Here is a 25,005-nt window from a genome sequence, read left to right on the forward strand (position 1 = left end):
ATCACTTCTTAGCAGCCGCTTTTCGCCGCTTATCCAAATCCTTAATCAGCCTGTTCACCCCGTCATCGGCAAACATCTTCTCAAGCGTTGTGGACAATTTGCGACGCCAGTTCTTGTACTGATAGCTGGTGCCCGGGATGTTCACCGGCTCCGCCATATCAATCCAGTCTTCCGGCTGAAGGCCAAGCAGAGCGCTGTTGCTGTCGGCAATATAGCGCTGCAAACCGCGGTTGAGCGTTGGCGTCATCGCCATCAGCGACGCCTTGTGACCGGCGCGCTTCGGCAGGCAGCCATGCTTATGCAGCGCATCCAGCAGCCCCTGCTTCGCCAGCTCGCGATCCTGATACAGCCCGCGCAGAACCTCTTCATCAGGATAGAGACCCAGCGTTTTCCCGAGCGTCAGATCGCCGCTTTCCCAGTAGCCTCTGAGCGTAGGAAGATCATGCGTCGTCGCGACTGCCATTGACTGTTCTGGATACGCTTTCGGCGCGCGGAAGGTTTTCTCATGGTCGTTTTCAAAATAGAGCACTTTATAGGAGTACACGCCGCTGTCGCGGAGCTTGCTGACAATTTCCACCGGCACGGTACCGAGATCTTCCCCGATCACCATACACTGGTGACGCTTACTCTCCAGGGCCAGGATCGACAGCAGATCGTCTACCGGATACTGGACGTACGCGCCGTGATCGGCCGTTTCGCCGTAAGGGATCCACCACAGGCGCAGTACGGACATGACGTGGTCAATACGCAGCGCGCCACAGTTTTGCATGTTCGCACGCAGCAGGTCGATAAACGGCTCGTAGGCGCGCGCCGCCATCACGTGCGGATCCATCGGCGGCAAGCCCCAGTTCTGACCGAGCGGCCCAAGGATATCCGGCGGCGCACCGACGGACGCTTTCAGGCAGTAAAGCTCACGGTCACACCAGGTTTCCGCGCCGCCTTCTGCCACACCGACGGCCAGGTCGCGATACAGGCCGATCGGCATGTTATAGCCCTGGCTTACCTGCCAGCAGGCGGCAAACTGGCTGTAGGCCAGCCACTGCAGCCACAGATAGAAGTCCACCTCGTCGGCATGCGTTTTACAGAAGGCTTTGACTTCCGGGGTGTCCACGGACTGGTACGCTTCCGGCCAGACCGGCCAGCCCCAGCGCATTTCGTCCTCTTTCACCTGATGCGCGTGCAGCGCATCGAATGCCGCCTGCCAGTAGAGGCTTTCGCCTTCCTGCGCCACAAACTGGCGGAAGGCCGCCATCTGATCGTCATCGCGCTTAGCAAAGCCTTTCCAGGCCAGACGCAGCGCCGCCATTTTTAGCGCGGTCACAGTAGCATAATCGACCCAGTCCGCTTCGCGGGCCTGTTTCAGCATCTGCTTCGTGGTCTCAAGCTTCCACCACGCCTGCGCGTCTTTACTGTTTTTAAAATCATCCAACGCGTTAACGTCGATATAAATGACGTTCAGCCAGCGACGGGAGGACGGGCTGTACGGGCTGGCGCTTTCCGGGTTCGCCGGATAGAGCGCGTGGATCGGGTTGAGGCCGATGAACGCGCCGCCGCGCTCACCCACGGAGGCCAGCATATTCTTCAGATCGCCAAAATCGCCGATGCCCCAGTTGCTGTCGGAACGCAGCGTGTAGAGCTGCACGCAGGCGCCCCACAGCTTTTTGCCTTCGAGCAGCGCCTGCGGCTCATAGCAGCGTTTTGGCGCGACGATCACCCGGCAGTGAAAACGCTGCTCGTCCTGGGTGAGCGTCAGGCTGTGATAGCCCTCCAGCAGTTTCGCCGGAAGGTTAAACGCTTTGCCGCCGGTGGCGTGGCCTTTATGCTGATGCCCCTCTTCGGTGGTGAGCAGCCAGCTAAACTCGCCGCGCCCCTCCACCGTCAGCGACATTTTTTTGCCCGCAGTAAAGACCTTTACGTTTGGCACCGGTAGTGCCGACGCTTTCGCGTCGGCTTTGTGCATGGCATTCAGCAAACGTCTTTTGGTGTCCGCACCAATAGACTGCGGTTTGCCGTGCGCATTGATGTAACTGAGGCTAATTCCCGCCGCCTGCGCGGCACTGTCCAGACGTTTACTCTCCATCGCGCTTCCTTAGCGTTTTGCCTGCCAGATACGAGCCTGATAATCACGGATTGAGCGGTCAGAGCTGAACATACCGCAGCGCGCCGTGTTCAGAATGCATGCCCGGGTCCATGCGTCCTGGTCGCGATACAGCACGTCGACCTGCTTTTGCGCGTCCACATAGGCGGTGAAATCGGCCATCACCAGATACGGGTCACCGCCATGCTTGTCCATGCTGTGCAGCATCTGGTCAAACGCGTGCTTGTCACCGTCGCTGTATTTACCGCTCTCCAGCTCTTTCAGCACCGCATCCAGCACTTTGTCTTTCTTACGCCATTTCACCGGGTCGTAGCCTTTGGCCTTGATGGCTTTCACCTCTTCCACGGTATGACCGAAGATGAAGATATTCTCTTCACCGACCTGCTCAGCGATTTCGACGTTCGCACCGTCCAGCGTGCCAACGGTCAGCGCACCGTTCAGCGCCAGCTTCATGTTACCGGTGCCGGAGGCCTCTTTCCCTGCGGTCGAGATCTGCTCGGAAATATCCGCCGCCGGGATCAGCATTTCAGCCGCCGATACGCAGTAATCCGGCAGGAACACCACCTTCAGCTTGTCGCCCACCTTCGGATCGTTGTTGATCGCCGCCGCCACTTTATTAATGGCGAGGATGATATTTTTCGCCAGGTAGTACCCCGGTGCCGCTTTCGCACCGAACAGGAACACGCGCGGCACGCGGTCGGCCTGCGGGTTCTCGCGGATCTCTTTATACAGCGCCAGGATGTGCAGCAGGTTAAGGTGCTGACGTTTGTACTCATGCAGGCGCTTGATCTGGATATCGAAAATGGCATTCGGGTTGATCTCAATCCCGGTGCGCGCTTTCACAAACGCCGCCAGACGAACTTTGTTCTCCAGCTTGATGGCACGGTACTGCTCGCGGAACTTCGCGTCATCCGCGTATTTTTCCAGGTTGATCAGCTGGTCCAGATCGTTGGCCCACTCTTTCTTCAGGGTCTTATCCAGCAGATCGGCCAGCAGCGGGTTACACTGCTTGATCCAGCGACGCGGCGTGATGCCGTTGGTCACGTTGTGGAATTTGGTCGGCCACAGCTGGTGATATTCCGGGAACAGATCTTTAACCACCAGATCCGAGTGCAGGGCCGCTACGCCGTTCACCGCAAAGCCGCTCACCACGCACATGTTCGCCATGCGAACCTGCTTATCGTGAACCACTGCCAGCTTCGCCCAGACCGCTTTATTGCCCGGCCAGGTTTTATCCACCAGGGTTTTAAACCGATCGTTAATCTTGTTGATGATCTGCATATGGCGCGGCAGCAGCGCTTTCACCAGCTTCTCATCCCAGCACTCCAGCGCTTCCGGCATCAGGGTGTGGTTGGTGTAGGCGAAGGTGCGGCTGGTAATCGCCCAGGCGTCATCCCAGCCCAGCTGATGCTCGTCGATCAGCACGCGCAGCAGTTCAGGAATGGCGATGGTCGGGTGCGTGTCGTTGAGCTGAATCACTTCGAAGTCCGGCAGCTGTGCCAGCTTGCGGCCCGCCAGGTGATGACGGCGCAGAATGTCCGCCACGGAGCAGGCGCACTGGAAATACTGCTGCATCAGACGCAGTTTTTTACCCGCCAGATGGTTGTCGTTCGGGTAGAGGACTTTGGTCAGCTTCTCGGCGTCGATACCCTGCTGCTCGGCACGCAGGAAATCGCCGTCGTTGAATTTGGTCAGGTTGAACGGATGAGCGTGCTTCGCCTGCCACAGGCGCAGCGGCTGCGCCACGCCGTTACGGTAGCCAAGCACCGGCAGATCCCAGGCTTCACCGGTGATGGTGAAAGCCGGTTCCCAGAGGCCTTGCTTTGTGACTTTCCCACCGATGCCGACCTGCACGTCCAGCTGCGCATTGTGGCGGAACCACGGGTAGGTATTGCGGTGCCAGTCATCTGGCGCTTCCATCTGGTGACCATCAGCGAACGACTGACGGAACAGGCCATACTGATAGTTCAGGCCATAGCCAATGGCGGACTGGCCAACCGTTGCCATGGAGTCAAGGAAGCAGGCCGCCAGGCGACCCAGACCACCGTTACCGAGAGCCGGGTCAATCTCTTCTTCCAGCAGGTCAGTCAGGTTGATGTCGTGCGCTTTCAGCACATCACCCACCTCCTGATACCAGCCAAGGTTCAGCAGATTGTTGCCCGTCAGGCGGCCAATCAGGAATTCCATCGAGATATAGTTGACGTGACGCTGGCCTTTGACGGGCTTCGCCACGGGTTGAGCATCCAGCTGCTCTGCGAGCGCCCCGCTCACCGCCTGCCACCACTGGTGAGGCGTCATCTCGTTTGCAGCATGAAGGCCAAAACGCTGCCACTGACGCGTCAGGGCAGCCTGGAATTGAGCTTTGTTGAAGGTAGGCTGTGACATAGGGGATCGGCATCCTTTAGAAAGAAAACACAAGTTGGCGCTAGTGTGCCTGGCTCATTTCACCTCTTCCTCATCCTGTGGGGGATTAGACAGGGAGGAGTAGCGGGGATGAGCATAAAAGTGTGATCGAGGCCACTCTCAGAGCATAGCCTGAGTGTGCCCGGAAGAGGAAAACGTCACCGGGAAGAATGTCAAAGAAATGAAATGCAGTTTCGGATGAAATTAATCCGCGCTGAAATGATTACTTACGTAGAATAATATTTCTGCAATTGGGTCATATCTAAGGAGATTATTAAGCTCACTGAACTTTACCCGGACTTTATTAAATTTGGCGTCACTATCCCTTTCAGAAACCAGTTTCAGCATAACCGCAAGAGAACCATACAAGCCAGCACTGGCGCGGCGTCACAGCCCTTTCAGGAAAGTTCCATCATCTGCCTGAATGTTTTGTGACAGAGTGCAAATTCAGAGCCACCAAATCCAGACATAACTTGCAATAGTTCTCTATCTGTCCGACCTTATAGCTATTAATTACGAAGCGCAAAAAAATAAAATCTCTCGTTCCCCACAGTGAAGTGAAACCTATGTTGATTCCGTCTAAATTAAGTCGCCCGGTTCGTCTCGACCATACAGTGGTCCGCGAGCGTCTGCTGGCTAAACTTTCCGGCGCGCATAATTTCCGACTGGCGCTGGTTACGAGCCCTGCAGGTTATGGAAAAACAACGCTCATTTCGCAATGGGCCGCAGGTAAGAGCGATCTTGGCTGGTACTCCCTTGATGAGGGCGATAACCAGCAAGAGCGTTTTGCCAGCTATCTGATTGCTGCCATTCAACAGGCCACGAATGGACACTGCGTCGCCAGTGAGGTGATGGTGCAAAAGCGCCAGTACGCCAGCCTGTCCTCCCTTTTCTCTCAGCTGTTCATTGAACTGGCTGAATGGCATCGCCCGCTTTATGTGGTAATTGATGATTATCATCTGATTTCAAATCCGGTTATCCACGAGTCGATGCGTTTCTTCCTGCGCCATCAACCGGAAAACCTGACCCTGGTGGTGCTGTCGCGCAACCTGCCGCAGCTGGGCATTGCCAACCTGCGCGTGCGCGATCAGCTGCTGGAGATTGGCAGCCAGCAGTTGGCCTTTACCCATCAGGAAGCGAAACAGTTCTTCGACTGTCGTCTGACCTCGCCGATTGAGGCCGCTGAAAGCAGCCGCCTGTGCGATGACGTCGCGGGCTGGGCCACGGCGTTGCAGCTGATTGCCCTCTCTGCGCGGCAAAACAACAGCCCGACACACCAGTCGGCACGGCGTCTGGCCGGTATCAACGCCAGCCATCTCTCTGATTATCTGGTGGACGAGGTGCTGGACAGCGTTGATCCTTCAACCCGTCATTTCCTGCTGAAAAGCTCCCTGCTGCGTTCGATGAACGACGCGCTGATCGTGCGCGTTACCGGCTGTGAAAACGGCCAGTTACAGCTGGAAGAGATTGAACGTCAGGGCCTGTTCCTGACACGCATGGACGATCCCGGCGAGTGGTTCAGCTACCATCCCTTGTTTGGTAGCTTCCTGCGCCAGCGCTGTCAGTGGGAGCTTGCCACAGAACTGCCGGAAATCCATCGCGCCGCCGCTGAAAGCTGGATGGCGCAAGGCTTCCCGAGCGAGGCCATTCACCACGCGCTGGCTGCCGGTGACGCCAGTATGCTGCGCGATATTCTGCTCAACCACGCGTGGGGGCTGTTTAACCACAGCGAACTGACGCTGCTGGAAGAGTCGCTGAAAGCCCTGCCGTGGGAGAGCCTGCTGGAGAACCCGCGTCTGGTTCTGCTGCAGGCCTGGCTGATGCAAAGCCAGCACCGCTACAGTGAGGTCAATACCCTGCTGGCGCGTGCCGAGCAGGAGATGGAAAGTGAAATGGATACTACCCTGCACGGCGAATTTAACGCCCTGCGGGCGCAGGTCGCAATTAACGACGGCGACCCGGATGAAGCGGAACGGCTGGCGATGGTCGCGCTGGATGAACTGCCGCTGGCTAATTTCTACAGCCGCATCGTGGCGACCTCGGTACACGGGGAAGTACTGCACTGCAAGGGCGAGCTGACGCGTTCCCTTTCCCTGATGCAGCAAACCGAGCAGATGGCGCGCCGCCATGATGTGTGGCACTACGCCCTGTGGAGTCTGATTCAGCAAAGTGAAATTTTATTCGCTCAGGGGTTCCTGCAGGCTGCCTGGGAAAATCAGGAAAAAGCGTTCCAGCTGATTCGTGAACAGCATCTGGAACAGCTGCCGATGCACGAGTTCCTGTTGCGCATTCGCGCTCAGCTGCTGTGGGCATGGTCGCGCCTCGATGAAGCAGAAAGCTGCGCCCGTCAGGGTGTGAACGTGCTCTCTGGCTTCCAGCCGCAGCAGCAGTTGCAGTGCCTGGCGCTGCTGGTGCAGTGCTCGCTGGCGCGCGGCGATCTTGATAACGCCCGCAATCACCTTAACCGTCTGGAAAACCTGCTCGGCAACGGCCAGTACCACAGCGACTGGGTGTCAAACGCCGATAAGGTCCGGGTGATTTACTGGCAGATGACGGGGGATAAAAAATCCGCCGCCAACTGGCTGCGTCATACGCCAAAACCAGAGTTTGCCAATAACCACTTCCTGCAAAGCCAGTGGCGCAACATCGCCCGCGTGCAGATCCTGCTGGGTGACTTCGAGCCTGCCGAGATCGTACTGGAAGAGTTAAACGAAAACGCCCGTAGCCTGCGCCTGATGAGCGATCTGAACCGCAACCTGCTGCTGCTTAACCAGCTTTACTGGCAGGCGGGACGCAAAAATGACGCCCAGCGCGTGCTGCTGGAAGCGCTGCAGCTGGCGAACCGTACCGGGTTTATCAGCCACTTTGTGATTGAAGGTGAAGTGATGGCGCAACAGCTGCGCCAGCTGATTCAGCTGAATACCCTGCCGGAGCTGGATCAGCATCGTGCTCAGCGTATTCTGCGCGAGATTAACCAGCATCATCGCCACAAATTTGCGCATTTTGATGAGAACTTCGTTGAACGTCTGCTAAACCATCCGGAAGTGCCGGAGCTTATTCGCACCAGCCCGCTCACCCAGCGGGAATGGCAGGTGCTGGGGCTGATCTATTCCGGCTACAGCAACGAGCAGATTGCCGGTGAGCTGGCGGTGGCGGCGACCACCATCAAAACGCACATTCGTAATCTGTATCAGAAGCTGGGTGTGGCGCATCGTCAGGATGCGGTACAGCATGCGCAGCAGCTCTTGAAGATGATGGGGTACGGAGTGTGATTCCTTGCCCGGCGGCGCTACGCTTGCACGGGCCTACGGGGTTTCGTAGGTCGGGTAAGCGCAGCGCCACCCGACACAATTCCTAGCACAATTCTAACTGCAAATTATTATCTTTAATCACCTGCATCACGCCCGCTGGCGGCATCGCGTCGGTGTAGACCGCATCCACAATGCTGATGCTGCCCATGTTCACCATCGCGTTACGGCCAAACTTCGAATGATCCACCACCAGCATCACGTGGCGTGAATTTTCAATAATCGCGCGCTTGGTGCGCACCTCGTGGTAATCAAACTCCAGCAGCGAGCCGTCGCTGTCGATACCGCTGATCCCCAGAATGCCGAAGTCGAGGCGGAACTGAGAGATAAAGTCGAGCGTCGCTTCACCGATAATGCCCCCGTCGCGGCTGCGCAGTTCACCACCGGCGAGGATGATCCGGAAATCGTCTTTCTGCATCAGAGTGTTGGCGACGTTCAGGTTGTTAGTAACCACGCGCAGGTTCTCGTGATCCAGCAGCGCGTGAGCAACCGCTTCCGGCGTGGTGCCGATGTCAATAAACAGCGTCGCCCCGTTTGGGATTTGGCTCGCCACTTTACGGGCTATGCGTTCTTTTTCCGCCGTCTGCGTGGCTTTACGGTCATGCCAGGAGGTGTTGACCGAGCTGGACGGCAGCGCCGCCCCGCCGTGGTGGCGCAAAATACGGTTCTGATCGGCCAGATCGTTCAGGTCACGACGGATCGTTTGCGGGCTGACGGCAAACTGCTCGACCAGCTCTTCGGTGCTGACGTATCCCTGTTTTTTGACCAGTTCGATAATGGCGTCATGACGTTGTGTTTGTTTCATCAATTATCCCTGAGAATTATGTTCGTTTTCGCGCATGGAGCGTGTCGGCAAGCGCCATTGCCAGCCCGACCGCCAGGCCAGTGACGTGCGCACCATTGGCGATAGACATACCAAACAGATCAAACCATCCGGCAATTAGCCATATTAACGCAAAGGCTATTAATCCGCGTTGTAAATAGATGCCGCTTTCCGGGTCGCGCTCTCCGCGAAGCCAGACATAGCCCATCAGGGCGTAGACGACGCCCGACAGCCCACCGAACCACGGGCCGCTGAATTTATGCTGCACGTAGCCGCTCAACAGGGCGCTAATCACGGTGATCACGATCAGCTTACCGCTGCCGAGTCGCTTCTCGACAATCCCGCCGAGATACCACCACCACAGCAGGTTGAAGAGAATATGCATCACTGAGAAGTGCATCAGCGCATGGGTGAAGTAGCGCCAGACGTCAAACTCCAGAGAGGGGTCATACGGCCACGCCAGGGCGATCATCACGCTCTGGTCGCCCACCACGTTCATGATAATGAAGACGATAATACAGGCGGCCATCAGCAGCAGCGTAAACGGCCCTGCGCGCTCACGAATAGTGGCAAGAAAAGGGAAACGACTGTAATGCAATCCGCTGCCCGTCTGGCCGGATTGCCAGCTTGCCGCCAGATAGCGCGGGTCGCCAGGATTCTCAAGAAAACGCGCCAGCTCCTCGTTTACCCGCCCGGCCTGGCTCTCATCGGCCAGCCAGACATCGGTCTGCGTATGTTGCTGAATGGTCAGAATAACGCCCTGCGTTGCCATATAGTCGACAAACGCCTGGGCGACGCGCGGATTGGTAAAAGAGGTGATCATCAACATGGGCAGCGGTCGCTTATTTCCACACAAAAGGGAACAGTATAGCGGGATTAGCGCTCAAAGGCGTATTCCACTTCTGCCGGGAAATGACGATGCCAGGCATCGAAGCCGCCGTCGACGCTGTACACCGCGTCGTAGCCCTGCTGAAGCAGATACTGCGCCGCGCCTTTGCTGCTGTTGCCGTGGTAACACATCACCATCACCGGCGTATCGAAGTCGTTATCGCGCATAAACGCGCCCAGCGTGTCATTGGTGAGATGGAACGCGCCCGGCGTATGGCCCATCGCAAAACTCTGCGGATCGCGGATATCCACCAGCACCGCCGTTCCCTGGTGCATCTTCTGATGGGCTTCTTCTACGTTAATACATTCAAACTGATCCATGGTGTTCTCATCTTATATTCGGGTGTGGTGCGGTTTTTCCCCTCACCCTACCCTCTCCCGGAGGGAGAGGGAAACGGATCCCCCTCTCCCCTTGGGAGAGGGCTGGGGTGAGGGCATCAGACCGCACTATTTTACCCCGTAGTGTACGTCCTGGCGGCGGGTAAACGCCATTATGTTATCCATATCACTCTAAATTGTTTTTTTGATGTTACCAAAAGCGCGTTCCTTTGCTATTATGAGCGATATCGAACATTTTTGAGCTTTAACGAAAGTGCATGAGGGTGTTATGGAAACCAAAGATCTGATTGTGATAGGCGGTGGCATCAACGGTGCCGGTATTGCGGTCGATGCCGCAGGACGCGGTTTATCCGTGCTGATGCTGGAAGCTAACGATCTCGCCTGCGCGACGTCGTCCGCCAGCTCCAAGCTGATCCACGGTGGCCTGCGCTACCTGGAACACTACGAATTCCGCCTGGTCAGTGAAGCGCTGGCCGAACGTGAAGTGCTGCTAAAAATGGCGCCGCATCTGGCGATCCCGATGCGTTTCCGTCTGCCCCATCGCCCGCACCTGCGTCCGGCGTGGATGATCCGAATTGGTCTGTTTATGTACGATCATCTGGGTAAACGCACCAGCCTGCCGGGTTCGAACGGTTTGCGTTTTGGCTCAGAATCGGTCCTGAAGCCTGAAATCGTGCGCGGTTTCGAATATTCCGACTGCTGGGTGGACGATGCACGTCTGGTGCTGGCGAATGCGCAGATGGTGGAGAAGAAAGGTGGCGAGGTGAAAACCCGTACCCGCGCTACCGCCGCGCGTCGTGAAAACGGCCTGTGGATCGTCGAAGCAGAAGACATTGATACCGGCGAGAAATTCAGCTGGAAAGCGCGCGGTCTGGTGAACGCCACCGGTCCGTGGGTGAAGCAGTTCTTCGACGACGGCATGCATCTGCCTTCGCCGTACGGCATCCGCCTGATCAAGGGCAGCCATATTGTGGTGCCGCGCGTACACACGCAAAAACAAGCGTACATTCTGCAGAACGAAGATAAGCGCATCGTGTTTGTGATCCCGTGGATGGACGAATTCTCGATCATCGGCACCACCGACGTGGAGTACAAAGGCGATCCGAAAAACGTTGAGATCGACGAGAGCGAAGTGAACTACCTCCTTAAAGTGTATAACGCACACTTTAAGAAACAGCTGTCCCGCGATGACGTAGTTTGGACTTACTCCGGCGTGCGTCCGCTGTGCGATGACGAGTCTGACTCACCGCAGGCCATCACCCGCGACTATACGCTCGATATTCACGACGTAGACGGCCAGGCGCCGCTGCTGTCGGTGTTTGGCGGCAAGCTCACCACCTACCGCAAGCTGGCGGAGCACGCGCTGGAAAAACTGGCCCCGTACTATAAGGGCATTGGCCCGGCATGGACCAAAGGCGCGGTATTGCCCGGCGGTGATATCGGCGACAACCGCGACGATTATGCCGCTAAGCTGCGCCGTCGCTTCCCGTTCATTACCGAAGGCATGGCGCGCCACTACGCCCGCACCTACGGCAGCAATACCGAGCTGTTCCTCGGTGATGCGAAGGACATTGCGGATCTGGGCGAGCATTTCGGTCACGAGCTGTACGAAGCCGAGCTGCGTTACCTGGTCGAGCACGAGTGGGTTCGCCGCCTGGACGACGCCATCTGGCGCCGTACCAAAGAAGGGATGTGGCTGAATGCCGAACAGCAGTCGCGTGTGGCGCAGTGGCTGCAGCAGCATGCGGGAAAGCGTGAGCTGTCGTTAGCGTCGTAATTGAAAAAAAGCCGGGTGGCGGCTCCGCCTTACCCGGCCTACTCGATCCCGTAGGCCCGGTAAGCGCAGCGCCACCGGGCTTTGTTTTTACAGCCTCACCGGATCAATATGCCAGATCGTCTCGGCATACTCCTTGATGGTCCTGTCGGACGAGAAATACCCCATATTGGCGATGTTATGCATCGCAGCACTGGTCCACTTCTCCTGCTGACGGTACAGTTCGTCCACCTTATCCTGACAGTCCACGTAGCTGCGATAATCCGCCAGCACCTGGTAGTGATCGCCAAAGTTAATAAGCGAATCCACCAGATCGCGATAGCGGCCCGGCTCGTCCGGGCTGAACACACCGGTTGCGATCTGCGTCAGTACCTGACGTAACTCTTCATCTTTTTCATAGAACTCACGCGGCGAGTAGCCTTTTCTGCGCAGCGCCTCCACTTCTTCCGTGGTGTTCCCGAAGATAAAGATGTTCTCAGCCCCTACGTGCTCCAGCATCTCAACGTTCGCCCCGTCCAGGGTGCCAATGGTCAGCGCACCGTTGAGGGCAAACTTCATGTTACTGGTCCCGGAGGCTTCCGTACCCGCCGTCGAAATCTGCTCAGAGAGATCCGCCGCCGGGATGATCAGCTGCGCCAGGCTTACGCTGTAGTTCGGGATGAACACCACCTTCAGCTTGTCGCCAATATCCGGATCCAGGTTGACGACCTTCGCCACATCGTTGATGAGATGGATAATGTGCTTCGCCATGTAATAGGCGGAAGCGGCTTTACCGGCGAAGATTTTCACGCGCGGCACCCACTCGGCCGTCGGGTCGGCCTTAATCCGGTTGTAGTGGGTAATCACATGCAGCACGTTCATCAGCTGACGCTTGTACTCGTGAATACGTTTGATCTGCACGTCAAACAACGCTTTCGGGTTGGCGACCACGTTCAGATGCAGCGCAAGGTAAACCGACAAACGCTTTTTGTTCAGCAGCTTGGCTTCGCGCACGGCTTTGTTCACCGTCGGGAAATCAATGTGCTGTTCCAGCTCGCTCAGCTGGCTCAGGTCGGTGCGCCAGGTGCGGCCAATGTTCTGATCCAGCACGTCAGAAAGCGGCTGGTTCGCCAGCGCCAGCCAGCGACGCGGCGTGACGCCGTTGGTCACGTTGCAGAAACGCGCCGGGAAGATCTTCGCGAAATCCGCAAACAGCGACTGCACCATCAGGTTTGAGTGGAGCTCAGACACGCCGTTTACCTTGTGGCTGATCACTACCGCCAGCCAGGCCATGCGTACGCGACGACCGTTGGATTCATCAATGATCGACGCCCGGCTCAGCAGGCCGGTATCGTTCGGGTACTGCTCCTGCAGCGTCTTGAGGAAGTAGTCGTTAATCTCGAAGATAATCTGCAGATGGCGCGGCAGGATTTTGCCGAGCATATCCACCGGCCAGGTTTCCAGCGCTTCGCTCATCAGCGTGTGGTTGGTGTACGAGAACACCTGGCAGGTCACTTCGAATGCCTCATCCCAGCTGAACTTATGCTCGTCGATAAGCAAGCGCATCAGCTCTGGAATAGAGAGCACCGGGTGCGTGTCGTTGAGGTGAATCGCGGTTTTCTCCGCCAGATTGGCGTAGGTTTTGTGCAGCTGGTGATGGCGGCTGAGGATATCCTGAATCGTCGCCGAGACGAGGAAATACTCCTGGCGCAGGCGCAGCTCGCGGCCGGAGTAGGTTGAGTCATCGGGATAGAGCACGCGGGACACGTTTTCAGAGTGGTTTTTATCTTCCACCGCGGCGAAATAGTCACCCTGATTGAATTTACCGAGGTTAATCTCGCTACTGGCCTGGGCGCTCCACAGGCGCAGCGTGTTGGTGGCATCGGTGTCATACCCGGGGATGATCTGGTCGTAGGCCACGGCCAGGATCTCTTCGGTCTCCACCCAGCGGGATTTTTTACCTTCCTGCTGAATACGCCCGCCAAAGCGCACCTTGTAGCGGGTATTGTGCCGCTTGAACTCCCACGGGTTGCCATACTCCAGCCAGTAGTCCGGCGACTCTTTCTGACGCCCGTCGACGATGTTCTGCTTGAACATGCCGTAGTCGTAGCGAATGCCGTACCCGCGTCCCGGCAGCGCCAGGGTCGCCAGCGAGTCGAGGAAGCAGGCGGCAAGACGCCCCAGGCCGCCGTTGCCGAGGCCCGGGTCGTTCTCTTCGTCAATCAGCTCTTCTAAATCCAGCCCCATCTCTTCGAGGGCGGTTTTAACGTCGTCGTAAATGCCGAGCGACAGCAGCGCGTTGGAGAGCGTGCGGCCAATCAAAAATTCCATCGACAGGTAGTAAACCTGACGCGTTTCCTGCGAGAGCTGGGCGCGGTTTGATCGCAGCCAGCGTTCAACTAAACGGTCGCGCACCGCAAACAGAGTGGCGTTCAGCCACTCATGTTTGTTGGCGATGACCGGATCTTTCCCGATGGTGAACATCAGCTTATAGGCGATGGAGTGCTTTAACGCCTCAACGCTGAGCGTGGGTGAAGAGTAGCTAAATGGAGCATTCATATCAGTAACTTCGCCTCGTTACATCAAGCGTTGATAAAGATCGCGGTACGACTGCGCCGCAACGTGCCAGCTAAAGTCCATGGACATCGCCTGACGTTGTACGTAACGCCACAGCGACGGACGGGACCACAAGACGAAAGCACGCCGAATCGCCCGAAGCAGCGACCAGGCATTACTGTCTTCAAAAACAAACCCGCTGGCGATACCGTCCGCCAGGTTTTCCAGTGAGCTATCGGACACCGTATCCGCCAGCCCGCCCGTGCGGCGTACCAGCGGCAGGGTGCCGTATTTCAGGCCATAGAGCTGCGTCAGGCCGCAGGGCTCGAAGCGGCTTGGCACCAGAATGACGTCTGCGCCGCCCATAATGCGGTGCGAAAATGCCTCGTGGTAACCAATCTGCACGCCCACCTGCCCCGGGTGTTCCGCTGCCGCCGCGAGGAAACCTTCCTGCAGCACCGGGTCACCTGCGCCGAGCAGCGCCAGCTGTCCGCCCTGCTCGAGCAAGCCGGGCAGCGCCTCCAGCACCAGGTCCAGCCCTTTCTGGCTGGTCAGGCGGCTCACCACCGCGAAGAGCGGCACTTTGTCGTTGACCTTCAGCCCCATTGCAATCTGCAGCTGGCGTTTGTTTTCCGCTTTGTCTTCCACGGAATCGCGACCATAGCGTGCCGCCAGCAAGAGATCGGTTTCCGGACTCCAGATCTGTTCATCCACGCCGTTCAGAATGCCCGACAGGCGGCCTTCCCGATGGCGCTGTTGCAGTAGCCCTTCCATGCCGTAGCCAAACTCCGGCTGGGTGATTTCTCGCGCATAGGTTGGGCTGACCGCCGTGATGTGATCGGCGTAGTACAGCCCCGCCTTCAGGAACGAAATCTGCCCCTTAAACTCCAGCCCGTGCATGTTATAGAACGACCATGGCAGATCGATGTCATTCATATGATGCGCGTAGTACATCCCCTGATAGGCGAGGTTATGCACCGTAAAGACCGATTTTGCCGGGTGACCGCGCGCGGCGAGATACGCCGGAGCCAGCCCGGCATGCCAGTCGTGCGCGTGCACCACATCCGGACGCCAGAACGGATCCAGCCCCGTCGCCATTTCTGCACCGACCCAGCCGAGCAGCGCAAAGCGCAGCACGTTGTCGGTATAGGCGAACAGGTTCGTATCGTGATACGGGCTGCCCGGTCGGTCGTATAAGTGTGGCGCGTCGATCAGGTAAATCCCTACGCCATTGTAATGTCCAAACAGCAGGGTGATGCGTCCGGCAAACGTCTCACGGCGGGTCACAACCTTTGCATCAGGAATGCCGCGCCGGATATCCGGGAAGGCAGGCAGCAGGACTCGGGTATCCACGCCTCCGGCGATTTGTGCCGCCGGTAATGCACCAAGAACATCCGCCAGACCGCCCGTTTTTAACAACGGGAACATCTCAGAACATACGTGTAAAACCTGCATCATCGCTCCTGTTTGATCTGCAGCTTCCGCAACATTTCCCGTGTGACTAACACGATCCCCTCTTCCGAACGGTAGAAACGACGCGCGTCTTCTTCCGCGTTTTCACCGATGACCATCCCCTCAGGGATGACGCAGGCGCGGTCGATCACGCAACGACGCAGACGACACGAACGCCCTACCCAGACATCCGGCAATAAGACCGCCGAATCGATATTACAGAATGAATTTATCCGCACGCGCGGGAACAGCACGGACTGCACCACCACCGAACCGGAGATAATGCACCCGCCAGAGACCAGCGAGTTCAGCGTCATACCGTGGCTGCCGGAGCGGTCCTGCACGAATTTGGCCGGCGGCAAGGATTCCATGTGGGTACGAATCGGCCAGTTCTGGTCGTACATATCCAGCTCAGGCGTGACTGAGGCCAGATCGAGGTTCGCTTTCCAGTACGCTTCCAGCGTGCCCACATCGCGCCAGTAAGGCTCGGCATTCGGGTCTGACTGCACGCAGGACAGTGGGAAAGGATGTGCATACGCCATGCCAGCTTTGGTGATTTTAGGGATGATGTCTTTACCGAAGTCGTGGCTGGAGTTTTCGTCTTTGTCGTCGTCTTCCAGCAGCTCATAAAGATAATCTGCATCAAAGACATAGATCCCCATGCTGGCGAGGGATTTGGTGTCATCGCCCGGCATGGTTGGCGGGTTCGCCGGTTTTTCGACGAAGTCGATGATTTTATCGTCGGCGTCCACGTGCATCACGCCAAACGCCGTCGCCTCGGCAACGGGCACCGGCAGACACGCCACGGTGCAGCGCGCCCCTTTTTCGACGTGGTCGATGAGCATGTGGGAGTAATCTTGCTTGTAGATGTGATCCCCGGCGAGGATCACAATGTATTCCGCGTGATAGCGACGAATGATGTCGAGGTTCTGCGTCACCGCATCCGCCGTCCCGCGATACCAGTTCTCGCCGTGAACACGTTGCTGAGCAGGAAGGAGATCGACAAACTCGTTCATCTCTTCACTGAAGAATGACCAGCCGCGCTGAATATGCTGAACCAGCGTGTGCGACTGATATTGCGTAATGACGCCAATACGGCGAATGCCTGAGTTCAGGCAGTTGGAGAGCGCAAAGTCGATGATGCGGAACTTACCACCAAAGTGAACGGCCGGCTTGGCGCGCTTGATGGTCAAATCTTTCAGACGGGTACCACGCCCGCCCGCAAGTATCAGGGCAACCGTTTTTAATGGTAGCTGGCGTGCCAACATTAAGGGATCGTTCTTCTCTAATCTAACCATGACTAACTCCTTTTTTATCATCTTTGGAATACGCACACTCCGTGCGCAGGCCCGTGCCAGACAGCCATTACTACCGGATTATCCGCTCCGGCAAAGGGGGGAACAGCGCGCCATTCCCCGTCAGGTAAAACAATCTCTGCGACGTCATCCGTCGCGTTCAGCGTCACCAGCCACTTATCCGACAGCAGGATTTGCAGACAGGTGATGCCGTGTTGCCACTCTTGCGCACTCAACGGTTGCGCGTCTTTATTCAGCCAGCGAACGTTGCCGTCGCCCTCTTCCCACCAGCGATCGGCGGTGAGCGCGGGGATCTGCTGGCGAAGGTGGATCAGCGCTGCGGTGAAATGGGTCAGTCCACTGTTCGCCTCACCCCAGTCGAGCCAGGTCAGGGTATTGTCCTGGCAATAGGCGTTATTGTTGCCGTGCTGACTGTGACCGTGCTCATCGCCCGCCAGCAGCATCGGCGTGCCCTGCGATAACAAAAGCGTCGTCAGCAGCGCATGAACGCTGGCGCGACGCCGCTCAATCACGTCCAGGCTCCCGCCTAATCCTTCTATACCATGATTAAAGCTATGGTTATTGTTAGTGCCATCGCGATTCTCTTCGCCGTTCGCTTCATTGTGTTTCTGATTGAAACAAACGCAGTCGCGCAGCGTAAAACCGTCGTGCGCCGTCACCAGATTAATGGTGGCCGACGGCCGTTTGCCGTCGCGCCTGAAGAGATCGCTGGAGGCGGCAAAGCGCCCGGCGAACTCCCCCAGTGACAGATCGCGCGCCAGCCAGAAGCGGCGCATGGCATCGCGATAATGGTCGTTCCACTCGGCAAACAGCGACGGGAAATTCCCCACCTGATAGCCACCCTCACCGATGTCCCACGGCTCGGCGATCAGTTTCACCTGCGAGAGCACCGGGCAATTTTTGATGGCCTCAAACAGAGGAGCCTGCTGGCTGAATGCCGGCGTGCGTCCCATAACGGGCGCCAGGTCGAAACGAAAACCGTCGACGTGGAACGTCTCAACCCAGTATTTCAGGCATTCATAAGCAAAATGCGTAACCGCCGGATGGCTGAGGTTGAGGGTGTTACCGCAGCCGGTCCAGTTCTCGTAATCGCCATCCTCTCTGATCCAATAATAGCTACGGTTATCAATTCCGCGCATGGAGAGCGTCGGGCCGTCGAGATCGCTTTCAGCGCTGTGGTTCAGCACCACGTCCAGAATGACCTCAATGCCCGCCGCGTGCAGCGCCTTCACCGCATCACGAAACTCGTCCCGCGCCGTCTCCGGATAGGCGGCGTAGCGGGGTTCTAGGGCGAACATCGCCAGCGGGTTGTAGCCCCAGTAGTTGCTCAGCCCCAGCCGCTGTAGACGGGGTTCATTGGCGAAATGGGCGACGGGGAGCAGTTCCAGCGCGGTGATACCGAGGTGTTTCAGATAGGCAATCATCGTCGGATGGCCGAGTGCCTGATAGGTGCCGCGCATCGCGTTGGGGATCGACGGGTGCAGCCAGGTCAGCCCTTTGACATGCGCTTCATAAATCACGGTGTTGCCCCACGGCGTGCGCGGCGGAGCATCGTCTTCCCAGTCGTAGAGGTCGTTCACCACCACGCTTTTGGGCACGACCGGCGCGCTGTCGCGGTGGTCGGGCTCACCGTAGCCGACGTGAAACAGCGGGTCGTCTTTAAACTCGCCATCGACGCGGTGCGCGCACGGGTCAATCAACAGCTTCGCCGGGTTAAACCAGTGCCCCTGAGCCGGTTGCCACGGACCGTGTACGCGAAAACCGTAATGCATCCCCGGACGCCCACCGGACAGGTACCCGTGCCAGATATCCCCTGTGCGAGACGGTAAATCGTAACGGTGCTCGTTACCTTCCCCGTCAAACACACAAAGTTCCACCCGCTCCGCGTGAGCGGAAAAGAGCGTGAAGTTCACGCCCTTACCGTCAAAACGCGCGCCGAGCGGTTCGGGATGACCTGCCGTAAGCTGCGTCATTCACCCTCCCGCATCAGCCAGATAGTGCCAAGCGGCGGCAGCGTCAGGCTCAGGGAGTTTGGCCGCCCGTGGCTTTCGATGGCGTCGCTCTGCACCAGCCCGCCGTTACCGGCGTTGCTGCCGTGGTAGTGCATGGAATCGGTATTCAGAATTTCGCGCCATTTCCCCGGCTGGTTAATGCCAAAGCGGTAGTGTTCGCGCGGTACCGGCGTAAAGTTACTGGCGACGATGATTTCGTTGCCGGCTTTATCACGACGCACAAAGACAAATACCGAACGCTCATGGTCGTCCACTACCAGCCACTCGAAGCCGTAGGGGTCGAAATCCAGCTCGTGGAGGGCTTTGTGATGGCGATAGGTCAGGTTCAGGTCACGCACCAGACGCTGCACGCCGTGGTGCCAGTTATCGCCGCCTTCCAGCAAATGCCAGTCGAGACTGGAGTCGTGGTTCCACTCGCGCCCCTGGGCAAATTCATTGCCCATAAACAGCAGTTTTTTACCCGGGAAGGCAAACATCCAGCCGTAGTAGGCGCGCAGGTTGGCAAACTTCTGCCACGCATCGCCCGGCATACGGTCGAGAATGGATTTTTTGCCGTGCACCACTTCATCGTGCGACAGCGGCAGCATGAAGTTTTCGGTGTAGTTATAGAGCAAGCCGAAGGTGAGCTTGTCGTGATGGTACTGACGGTACACCGGGTCGAGCTTCATGTAGTCGAGCGTGTCGTGCATCCACCCCAGGTTCCACTTATACCAGAACCCCAGGCCGCCTGATGACGGCGGTCGGGAGACGCCTGCAAAGTCCGTCGACTCCTCCGCCATGGTAACCGCACCCTCGACCTGCTCACCGATAATACGGTTAGTGCTGCGCAGGAATTCAATCGCTTCCAGGTTTTCGCGGCCGCCATACTCGTTCGGGATCCACTCGCCCTCTTTGCGGCTATAGTCGCGGTAGATCATTGACGCCACCGCATCCACGCGCAGGGCATCAATGCCGAAGCGCTCAATCCAGTACAGGGCATTACCGACCAGATAGTTCGCGACTTCACGGCGACCATAGTTGTAGATCAGCGTGTGCCAGTCCTGGTGATAGCCTTCGCGCGGGTCGCTGTGCTCGTACAGTTTTGTGCCGTCAAACTCTGCCAGCGCAAAGTCATCAGAAGGGAAATGACCAGGCACCCAGTCGAGAATCACGTTCAGCCCGGCGGCGTGCGCGGCATTAATGAAATAGCGGAAGTCATCGCGCGTGCCGAAGCGGCGTGTTGGGGCATACAGCCCGGTTGGCTGGTAGCCCCAGCTGCCGTCGAACGGGTGCTCGTTAACCGGCAGCAGTTCGAGGTGGGTAAAGCCCATCCATTTAGCGTACGGCACCAGCTGGTCGGCGAGTTCCCGGTAGCTCAGCCAGAAGTTGTTATCGGTGTGGCGGCGCCAGGAGCCGAGATGCACTTCATAGACGGAGATCGGCGCATCAAAGCGGTTGGCCTGTTTACGCTCTTCCGTCTGGACCACCTTCTCCGGCAGGCCGCAAATCAGCGACGCCGTGTCCGGACGCATCTGCGCCTCGAAGGCATACGGGTCGGCTTTAATGCGCAGCTTGCCGTGAGCATCGATCATTTCGAATTTGTAGAGCTGGCCGTTATGCGCCCCCGGGATAAACAGCTCCCAGATGCCCGTCTCCCGGCGCAGACGCATCGGATGGCGACGACCGTCCCAGTAGTTGAACTGCCCGACAACGGAGACGCGCTGGGCGTTAGGCGCCCACACCGCAAAACGCGTGCCGGTGATGCCGTCCATGGTATCCGCATGAGCACCCAGCGTTTCATAAGGGCGCAGATGCGTACCTTCAGACAGCAGCCAGGCGTCCATCTCTTTTAAGAGCGGACCGAAGCTGTAAGGATCATCAATCAGGTTTTGCTGGCCGTGCCAGATAACGGCGAGTTGATAACGAAAGGGGTTTTTACGACGGGGCATGATGCCCGAGAAGAAGCCACGCGAGTCGAGGCATTCAAGATTGGCCACCTTGCGGCCGGTTTTGGGCTCAATGACCCACACTTCGGTCGCATCCGGTAACAACGCCCGAACTTCCAGCCCGGCCTCTGTACGGTGCATCCCCAGCACGGAAAAGGGGTCGGCAAAATGACCCTCAATAAGCGCATTAATCACGTCTCTATCCACACGATCGGACATGGTATTCATCCTGTTTTTTATGTCGTCCTTTTTTAGCGCCTGGGACGACTTTAATGTGACCTGACGGGCATCCACTCAGTCCCGTCCTAACCTCAGGTAAGAAATGACTCTTCCTTAAAGCATAGCCAACGCTCTACATGACTCCTGATAAAAAATAAGACATACGCGTGTTACTCCATGTAGTACGCAAAAAAAGGGGGTGAAAATCACCCCCGGTCATTAACAAATTATTACGCCAGCTGGCGTAGCATGCGGCGCAGCGGTTCGGCGGCGCCCCACAGGAGCTGGTCACCGACGGTGAACGCGGAGAGGTACTCCGGCCCCATGTTCAGCTTACGCAGACGGCCAACCGGCGTGGTCAGCGTGCCGGTGACGGCAGCCGGGGTCAGCTCACGCATGGTGATATCGCGATCGTTTGGTACCACTTTCGCCCACGGGTTGTGCGCGGCCAGCAGCTCTTCCACGGTCGGAATAGACACATCTTTTTTCAGTTTAATGGTGAAGGCCTGGCTGTGGCAGCGCAGTGCGCCGATACGCACGCACAGACCGTCAACCGGAATGGTGTTCGCGGTATTGAGGATTTTGTTGGTCTCAGCCTGACCTTTCCACTCTTCGCGAGTCTGGCCGTTATCCAGCTGTTTGTCGATCCACGGGATCAGGCCACCGGCCAGCGGTACGCCAAAGTTATCCACCGGCAGCGCGCCGCTGCGGGTCAGATCGGTGACTTTACGCTCGATATCGAGGATCGCGGATGCCGGGTTTGCCAGCTCGGTTGCGACACTGTGGTGCAGCTGGCCCATCTGGGTCAGCAGCTCGCGCATATGACGCGCGCCGCCGCCGGACGCGGCCTGGTAGGTCGCCACGGAAACCCATTCAACCAGATCTTGCGCAAACAGGCCGCCAAGGGACATCAGCATCAGGCTGACGGTGCAGTTACCACCGACAAAGGTTTTCACACCGTTGTTCAGGCCATCGGTGATCACGCCCTGGTTAACCGGGTCGAGAATAATGATGGCATCGTCTTTCATGCGCAGCGAAGAGGCCGCGTCAATCCAGTAGCCCTGCCAGCCGCTTTCACGCAGCTTTGGATAGATTTCGTTGGTATAATCGCCGCCCTGGCAGGTCACAATAATATCAAGTGCCTTCAGCGCTTCCAGATCGTAAGCATCCTGCAACGTGCCTGTGGTACCACCAAAGGACGGTGCAGCCTGGCCGAGCTGGGAAGTGGAGAAGAAGACCGGGCGGATAGCGTCGAAATCGCGCTCTTCAACCATGCGTTGCATGAGTACAGAGCCGACCATACCGCGCCAGCCGATGAAACCAACGTTTTTCATAGCATTTTTTTCCTGCTGAGGGTGTGTGCTGATTGTGCAAGCCAGTATTGAACTGGGATATGCTTCACATTACAAAATGCTGCCAAAGTCGCAAGCGAAATTAATCGATGATTGCCCGGCAATCAGAAATACAGCTAATTATCATAATAACCATAGAGATGTTCAGGGATAATTTACATGAGTGAAATCATTTCCGCAGCGGTTTTATTGATCCTGATAATGGATCCACTGGGCAACCTGCCTATCTTCATGTCGGTGCTGAAGCACACTGAGCCGAAGCGCCGCCGGGCGATCATGATTCGCGAGCTGCTCATCGCCCTGCTGGTGATGTTTATCTTCCTGTTTGCGGGAGAAAAGATCCTCGCCTTCCTGAACCTGCGCGCAGAAACGGTCTCCATTTCCGGCGGGATTATTCTGTTCCTGATTGCCATTAAGATGATTTTCCCGAGCGCCGAAGGGAGCAGCAGCGGCCTGCCCGCGGGCGAAGAGCCGTTTATCGTACCGCTGGCGATTCCCCTCGTCGCCGGGCCGACCATTCTGGCCACCCTGATGCTGCTGTCGCATCAGTATCCGAATCAAATGAGCCACCTGGTGATTGCCCTGCTTATCGCCTGGGGCGGGACATTTATCATCCTGCTGCAATCGTCGCTGTTCTTGCGCCTGCTGGGGGAGAAAGGGGTTAACGCGCTGGAGCGCCTGATGGGGCTGATTCTGGTGATGATGGCGACGCAGATGTTCCTGGACGGGATCCGCGCGTGGATGAAAGGCTAGGTAAAAGCAAAATGGCCACGCAGTGGCCATTTTTAGTGTTTGCCCCTCTCCCCGTGGGAGAGGGCCGGGGTGAGGGCATCAGACCGCAGCGGCGGACCACCTACCCCTTACGAATCAAATACCGGTACGGCAGCGCTTCTGTCTGCTGCGCCACAAGCTCATGCTCCATAAAGGTACAAAACCCGGGAATATCGCGGGTCGTGGCCGGGTCGTCGGCAATAATCAGCAGCGTTTCACCGGGCTGCATGTTACGCACGGTCTTGCGTACCATCATTACCGGCTCCGGGCAGCGAAGGCCCTGAGCATCAAGGGTATGGTCTGGGCTGGAAAACAGGTCGGTCATGGTCTTCTCGGTCTGGTAAAAACGGCTGTAGTTTACGCCCGGTGGCGGACAATGCAAACCAGGTTAACGATTGCGCAAAAATCAACCATTGCAATGTCCAGCCAAAGCAGTATCATGCTGCGGTTTTTATTGGGTTCCCTCACCCCAACGTATAAAAAGGTCACAATATGACGCAGTTCTCTGAATCACAGCGCGTTAAAGCGTTGTTCTGGCTTTCGCTTTTTCATTTACTGGTGATCACGTCCAGTAACTATCTGGTGCAGCTCCCCATCTCTATCTTTGGTTTTCATACCACCTGGGGCGCGTTCAGTTTTCCGTTTATTTTCCTCGCCACGGATTTGACCGTGCGTATTTTTGGCGCACCGCTGGCCCGCCGCATTATTTTTGCGGTCATGCTTCCGGCGCTGTTCATCTCATACGTGGTGTCGTCCCTGTTTTATATGGGAAGCTGGCAGGGCGTTGAGGCGCTGACGCACTTCAACCTGTTTGTCGCCCGTATCGCCGCGGCAAGCTTTATGGCCTACGCGCTGGGGCAGATCCTTGACGTGCACGTGTTTAACCGTCTGCGCCAGAACCATCGCTGGTGGATGGCGCCTACCGCCTCGACGCTATTCGGTAACGTGAGCGATACGCTGGCCTTCTTCTTCATCGCTTTCTGGCGCAGCCCGGATGCCTTTATGGCCGAGCACTGGATGGAAATTGCGCTGGTGGACTACTGCTTCAAGGTCCTCATCAGCATTGTCTTCTTCCTGCCAATGTACGGCGTGCTGCTGAATATGCTGCTGAAAAGGCTGGCAGATAAATCTGAAATCACGGCATTGCAGGCTGGTTAAGGGTTCGCTTTATCAGTTGTGATAAGATGGACGAATGAGCCGTTATGGCCGTTTATCGAAAGGAAGAAGTCAATGCGCAATCTGGTTAAATATGTCGGGATTGGCCTGCTGGTTGTGGGTCTTGCAGCCTGTGATAACAGCGACACGAAAACGCCTGCTCAGGGCGCATCCGCAGAGAGCAATGCGACCGGCCAGCCGGTAAATCTGATGGATGGCAAACTCAGTTTCTCTCTGCCAGCCGATATGACTGACCAGAGCGGCAAGCTGGGTACCCAGGCGAACAACATGCACGTTTACTCCGACGCAACCGGTCAGAAAGCGGTCATTGTGATTGTGGGCGACGATACCAGCGAAGACCTGGCCGTCCTGTCTAAACGTCTGGAAGATCAGCAGCGCGGCCGCGATCCGCAGCTGCAGGTGGTGACCAATAAATCCATCGAGCTGAAAGGCCACACGCTGCAACAGCTGGACAGCATCATCTCTGCCAAAGGCCAGACCGCTTACTCTTCTGTGGTGCTGGGCAAGGTGGATAACAAACTGCTGACCTTGCAGATCACCCTGCCAGCGGAAGATCAGCAGAAAGCGCAGACGGCGGCTGAAAACATCATTAACACCATCGTGATCCAGTAACC

17 protein-coding genes are annotated in these 25,005 nt (G+C 57.2%); 5 read left to right on the top strand and 12 right to left on the bottom strand.

The annotated features are described in order from the left end of the window. Nucleotide 1: 1 nt before the first annotated feature. Nucleotides 2–2,080: a 4-alpha-glucanotransferase gene (gene malQ / locus L383_RS07045; protein ID WP_023331496.1), complete on the bottom strand. Its 2,079-nt coding sequence runs from the start codon at nt 2,078–2,080 to the stop codon at nt 2–4. A gap of 9 nt (nt 2,081–2,089) precedes the next feature. After that, on the bottom strand, nt 2,090–4,483 hold the full coding sequence (gene malP / locus L383_RS07040) for a maltodextrin phosphorylase (protein WP_023331497.1): 2,394 nt from the start codon (nt 4,481–4,483) through the stop codon (nt 2,090–2,092). Nucleotides 4,484–5,067: 584 nt separating this feature from the next. On the opposite strand from malP, the gene malT reads away from it, so the two are divergent. Further along, the gene (gene malT, locus L383_RS07035) at nt 5,068–7,773 is read left to right on the top strand and encodes an HTH-type transcriptional regulator MalT (RefSeq protein WP_014885549.1); all 2,706 of its coding nucleotides are present in this window, start codon (nt 5,068–5,070) and stop codon (nt 7,771–7,773) included. Nucleotides 7,774–7,855: 82 nt separating this feature from the next. Here malT and L383_RS07030 read toward each other — a convergent pair whose 3' ends face one another. From L383_RS07030 to glpE, 3 genes are read right to left on the bottom strand one after another with little or no spacing between them, the layout of a single operon-like run. Then, complete coding sequence (locus L383_RS07030; RefSeq protein WP_014885550.1) at nt 7,856–8,614, bottom strand: DeoR/GlpR family transcriptional regulator; 759 nt, start codon at nt 8,612–8,614, stop codon at nt 7,856–7,858. A 16-nt stretch (nt 8,615–8,630) separates the two neighbouring features. Beyond that, complete coding sequence (gene glpG, locus L383_RS07025; RefSeq protein WP_014885551.1) at nt 8,631–9,461, bottom strand: rhomboid family intramembrane serine protease GlpG; 831 nt, start codon at nt 9,459–9,461, stop codon at nt 8,631–8,633. Nucleotides 9,462–9,508: 47 nt separating this feature from the next. Beyond that, nucleotides 9,509–9,841, bottom strand: a complete 333-nt coding sequence (gene glpE / locus L383_RS07020; RefSeq protein WP_014885552.1) for a thiosulfate sulfurtransferase GlpE — start codon at nt 9,839–9,841, stop codon at nt 9,509–9,511. Nucleotides 9,842–10,127: 286 nt separating this feature from the next. Between glpE and glpD the strand changes: the two genes are divergently transcribed. Then, the gene (gene glpD, locus L383_RS07015) at nt 10,128–11,636 is read left to right on the top strand and encodes a glycerol-3-phosphate dehydrogenase (RefSeq protein ID WP_014885553.1); all 1,509 of its coding nucleotides are present in this window, start codon (nt 10,128–10,130) and stop codon (nt 11,634–11,636) included. 87 nt (nt 11,637–11,723) lie between these two features. Here glpD and glgP read toward each other — a convergent pair whose 3' ends face one another. From glgP to asd, 6 genes are all read right to left on the bottom strand, one after another. Further along, entirely contained in the window at nt 11,724–14,171 is a 2,448-nt protein-coding gene (glgP, locus tag L383_RS07010; RefSeq protein ID WP_023331498.1) for a glycogen phosphorylase, read from the bottom strand. An 18-nt stretch (nt 14,172–14,189) separates the two neighbouring features. Beyond that, entirely contained in the window at nt 14,190–15,623 is a 1,434-nt protein-coding gene (gene glgA, locus L383_RS07005) for a glycogen synthase GlgA (RefSeq protein ID WP_023331499.1), read from the bottom strand. After that, complete coding sequence (glgC, locus tag L383_RS07000) at nt 15,623–16,918, bottom strand: glucose-1-phosphate adenylyltransferase (RefSeq protein ID WP_014885556.1); 1,296 nt, start codon at nt 16,916–16,918, stop codon at nt 15,623–15,625. Before glgC ends, glgA begins: the two co-directional genes overlap by 1 nt. 17 nt (nt 16,919–16,935) lie before the next feature. Beyond that, nucleotides 16,936–18,909 (bottom strand): glycogen debranching protein GlgX, encoded by a 1,974-nt coding sequence (gene glgX / locus L383_RS06995; RefSeq protein ID WP_023331500.1) that lies wholly within the window; start codon nt 18,907–18,909, stop codon nt 16,936–16,938. Then, complete coding sequence (gene glgB, locus L383_RS06990; protein WP_032629564.1) at nt 18,906–21,092, bottom strand: 1,4-alpha-glucan branching enzyme; 2,187 nt, start codon at nt 21,090–21,092, stop codon at nt 18,906–18,908. The genes glgX and glgB overlap by 4 nt, the downstream gene beginning before the upstream one ends. A gap of 230 nt (nt 21,093–21,322) precedes the next feature. After that, a complete protein-coding gene (gene asd, locus L383_RS06985; protein ID WP_023331502.1) occupies nt 21,323–22,426 on the bottom strand; it encodes an aspartate-semialdehyde dehydrogenase in 1,104 nt (367 codons plus the stop codon). 177 nt (nt 22,427–22,603) lie between these two features. Here asd and yhgN point away from each other — a divergent pair, with 177 nt between their 5' ends. Beyond that, on the top strand, nt 22,604–23,197 hold the full coding sequence (yhgN, locus tag L383_RS06980) for an NAAT family transporter YhgN (protein WP_003861574.1): 594 nt from the start codon (nt 22,604–22,606) through the stop codon (nt 23,195–23,197). A 100-nt stretch (nt 23,198–23,297) separates the two neighbouring features. Here the strand turns inward: yhgN and tusA are convergent, their stop codons facing one another. Continuing rightward, the gene (gene tusA / locus L383_RS06975; protein ID WP_014885560.1) at nt 23,298–23,540 is read right to left on the bottom strand and encodes a sulfurtransferase TusA; all 243 of its coding nucleotides are present in this window, start codon (nt 23,538–23,540) and stop codon (nt 23,298–23,300) included. Nucleotides 23,541–23,707: 167 nt separating this feature from the next. Between tusA and L383_RS06970 the strand changes: the two genes are divergently transcribed. Both L383_RS06970 and L383_RS06965 read left to right on the top strand, forming a co-directional pair. Beyond that, nucleotides 23,708–24,373, top strand: coding sequence for a 7-cyano-7-deazaguanine/7-aminomethyl-7-deazaguanine transporter (locus L383_RS06970; RefSeq protein ID WP_014885561.1), 666 nt, complete (start codon nt 23,708–23,710; stop codon nt 24,371–24,373). 72 nt (nt 24,374–24,445) lie between these two features. Next, nucleotides 24,446–25,003: a DcrB family lipoprotein gene (locus tag L383_RS06965; protein WP_023309515.1), complete on the top strand. Its 558-nt coding sequence runs from the start codon at nt 24,446–24,448 to the stop codon at nt 25,001–25,003. Nucleotides 25,004–25,005 lie beyond the last annotated feature (2 nt).

It is taken from the genome of Enterobacter sp. MGH 37 (assembly GCF_000534515.1).
Lineage (GTDB): Bacteria > Pseudomonadota > Gammaproteobacteria > Enterobacterales > Enterobacteriaceae > Enterobacter > Enterobacter kobei.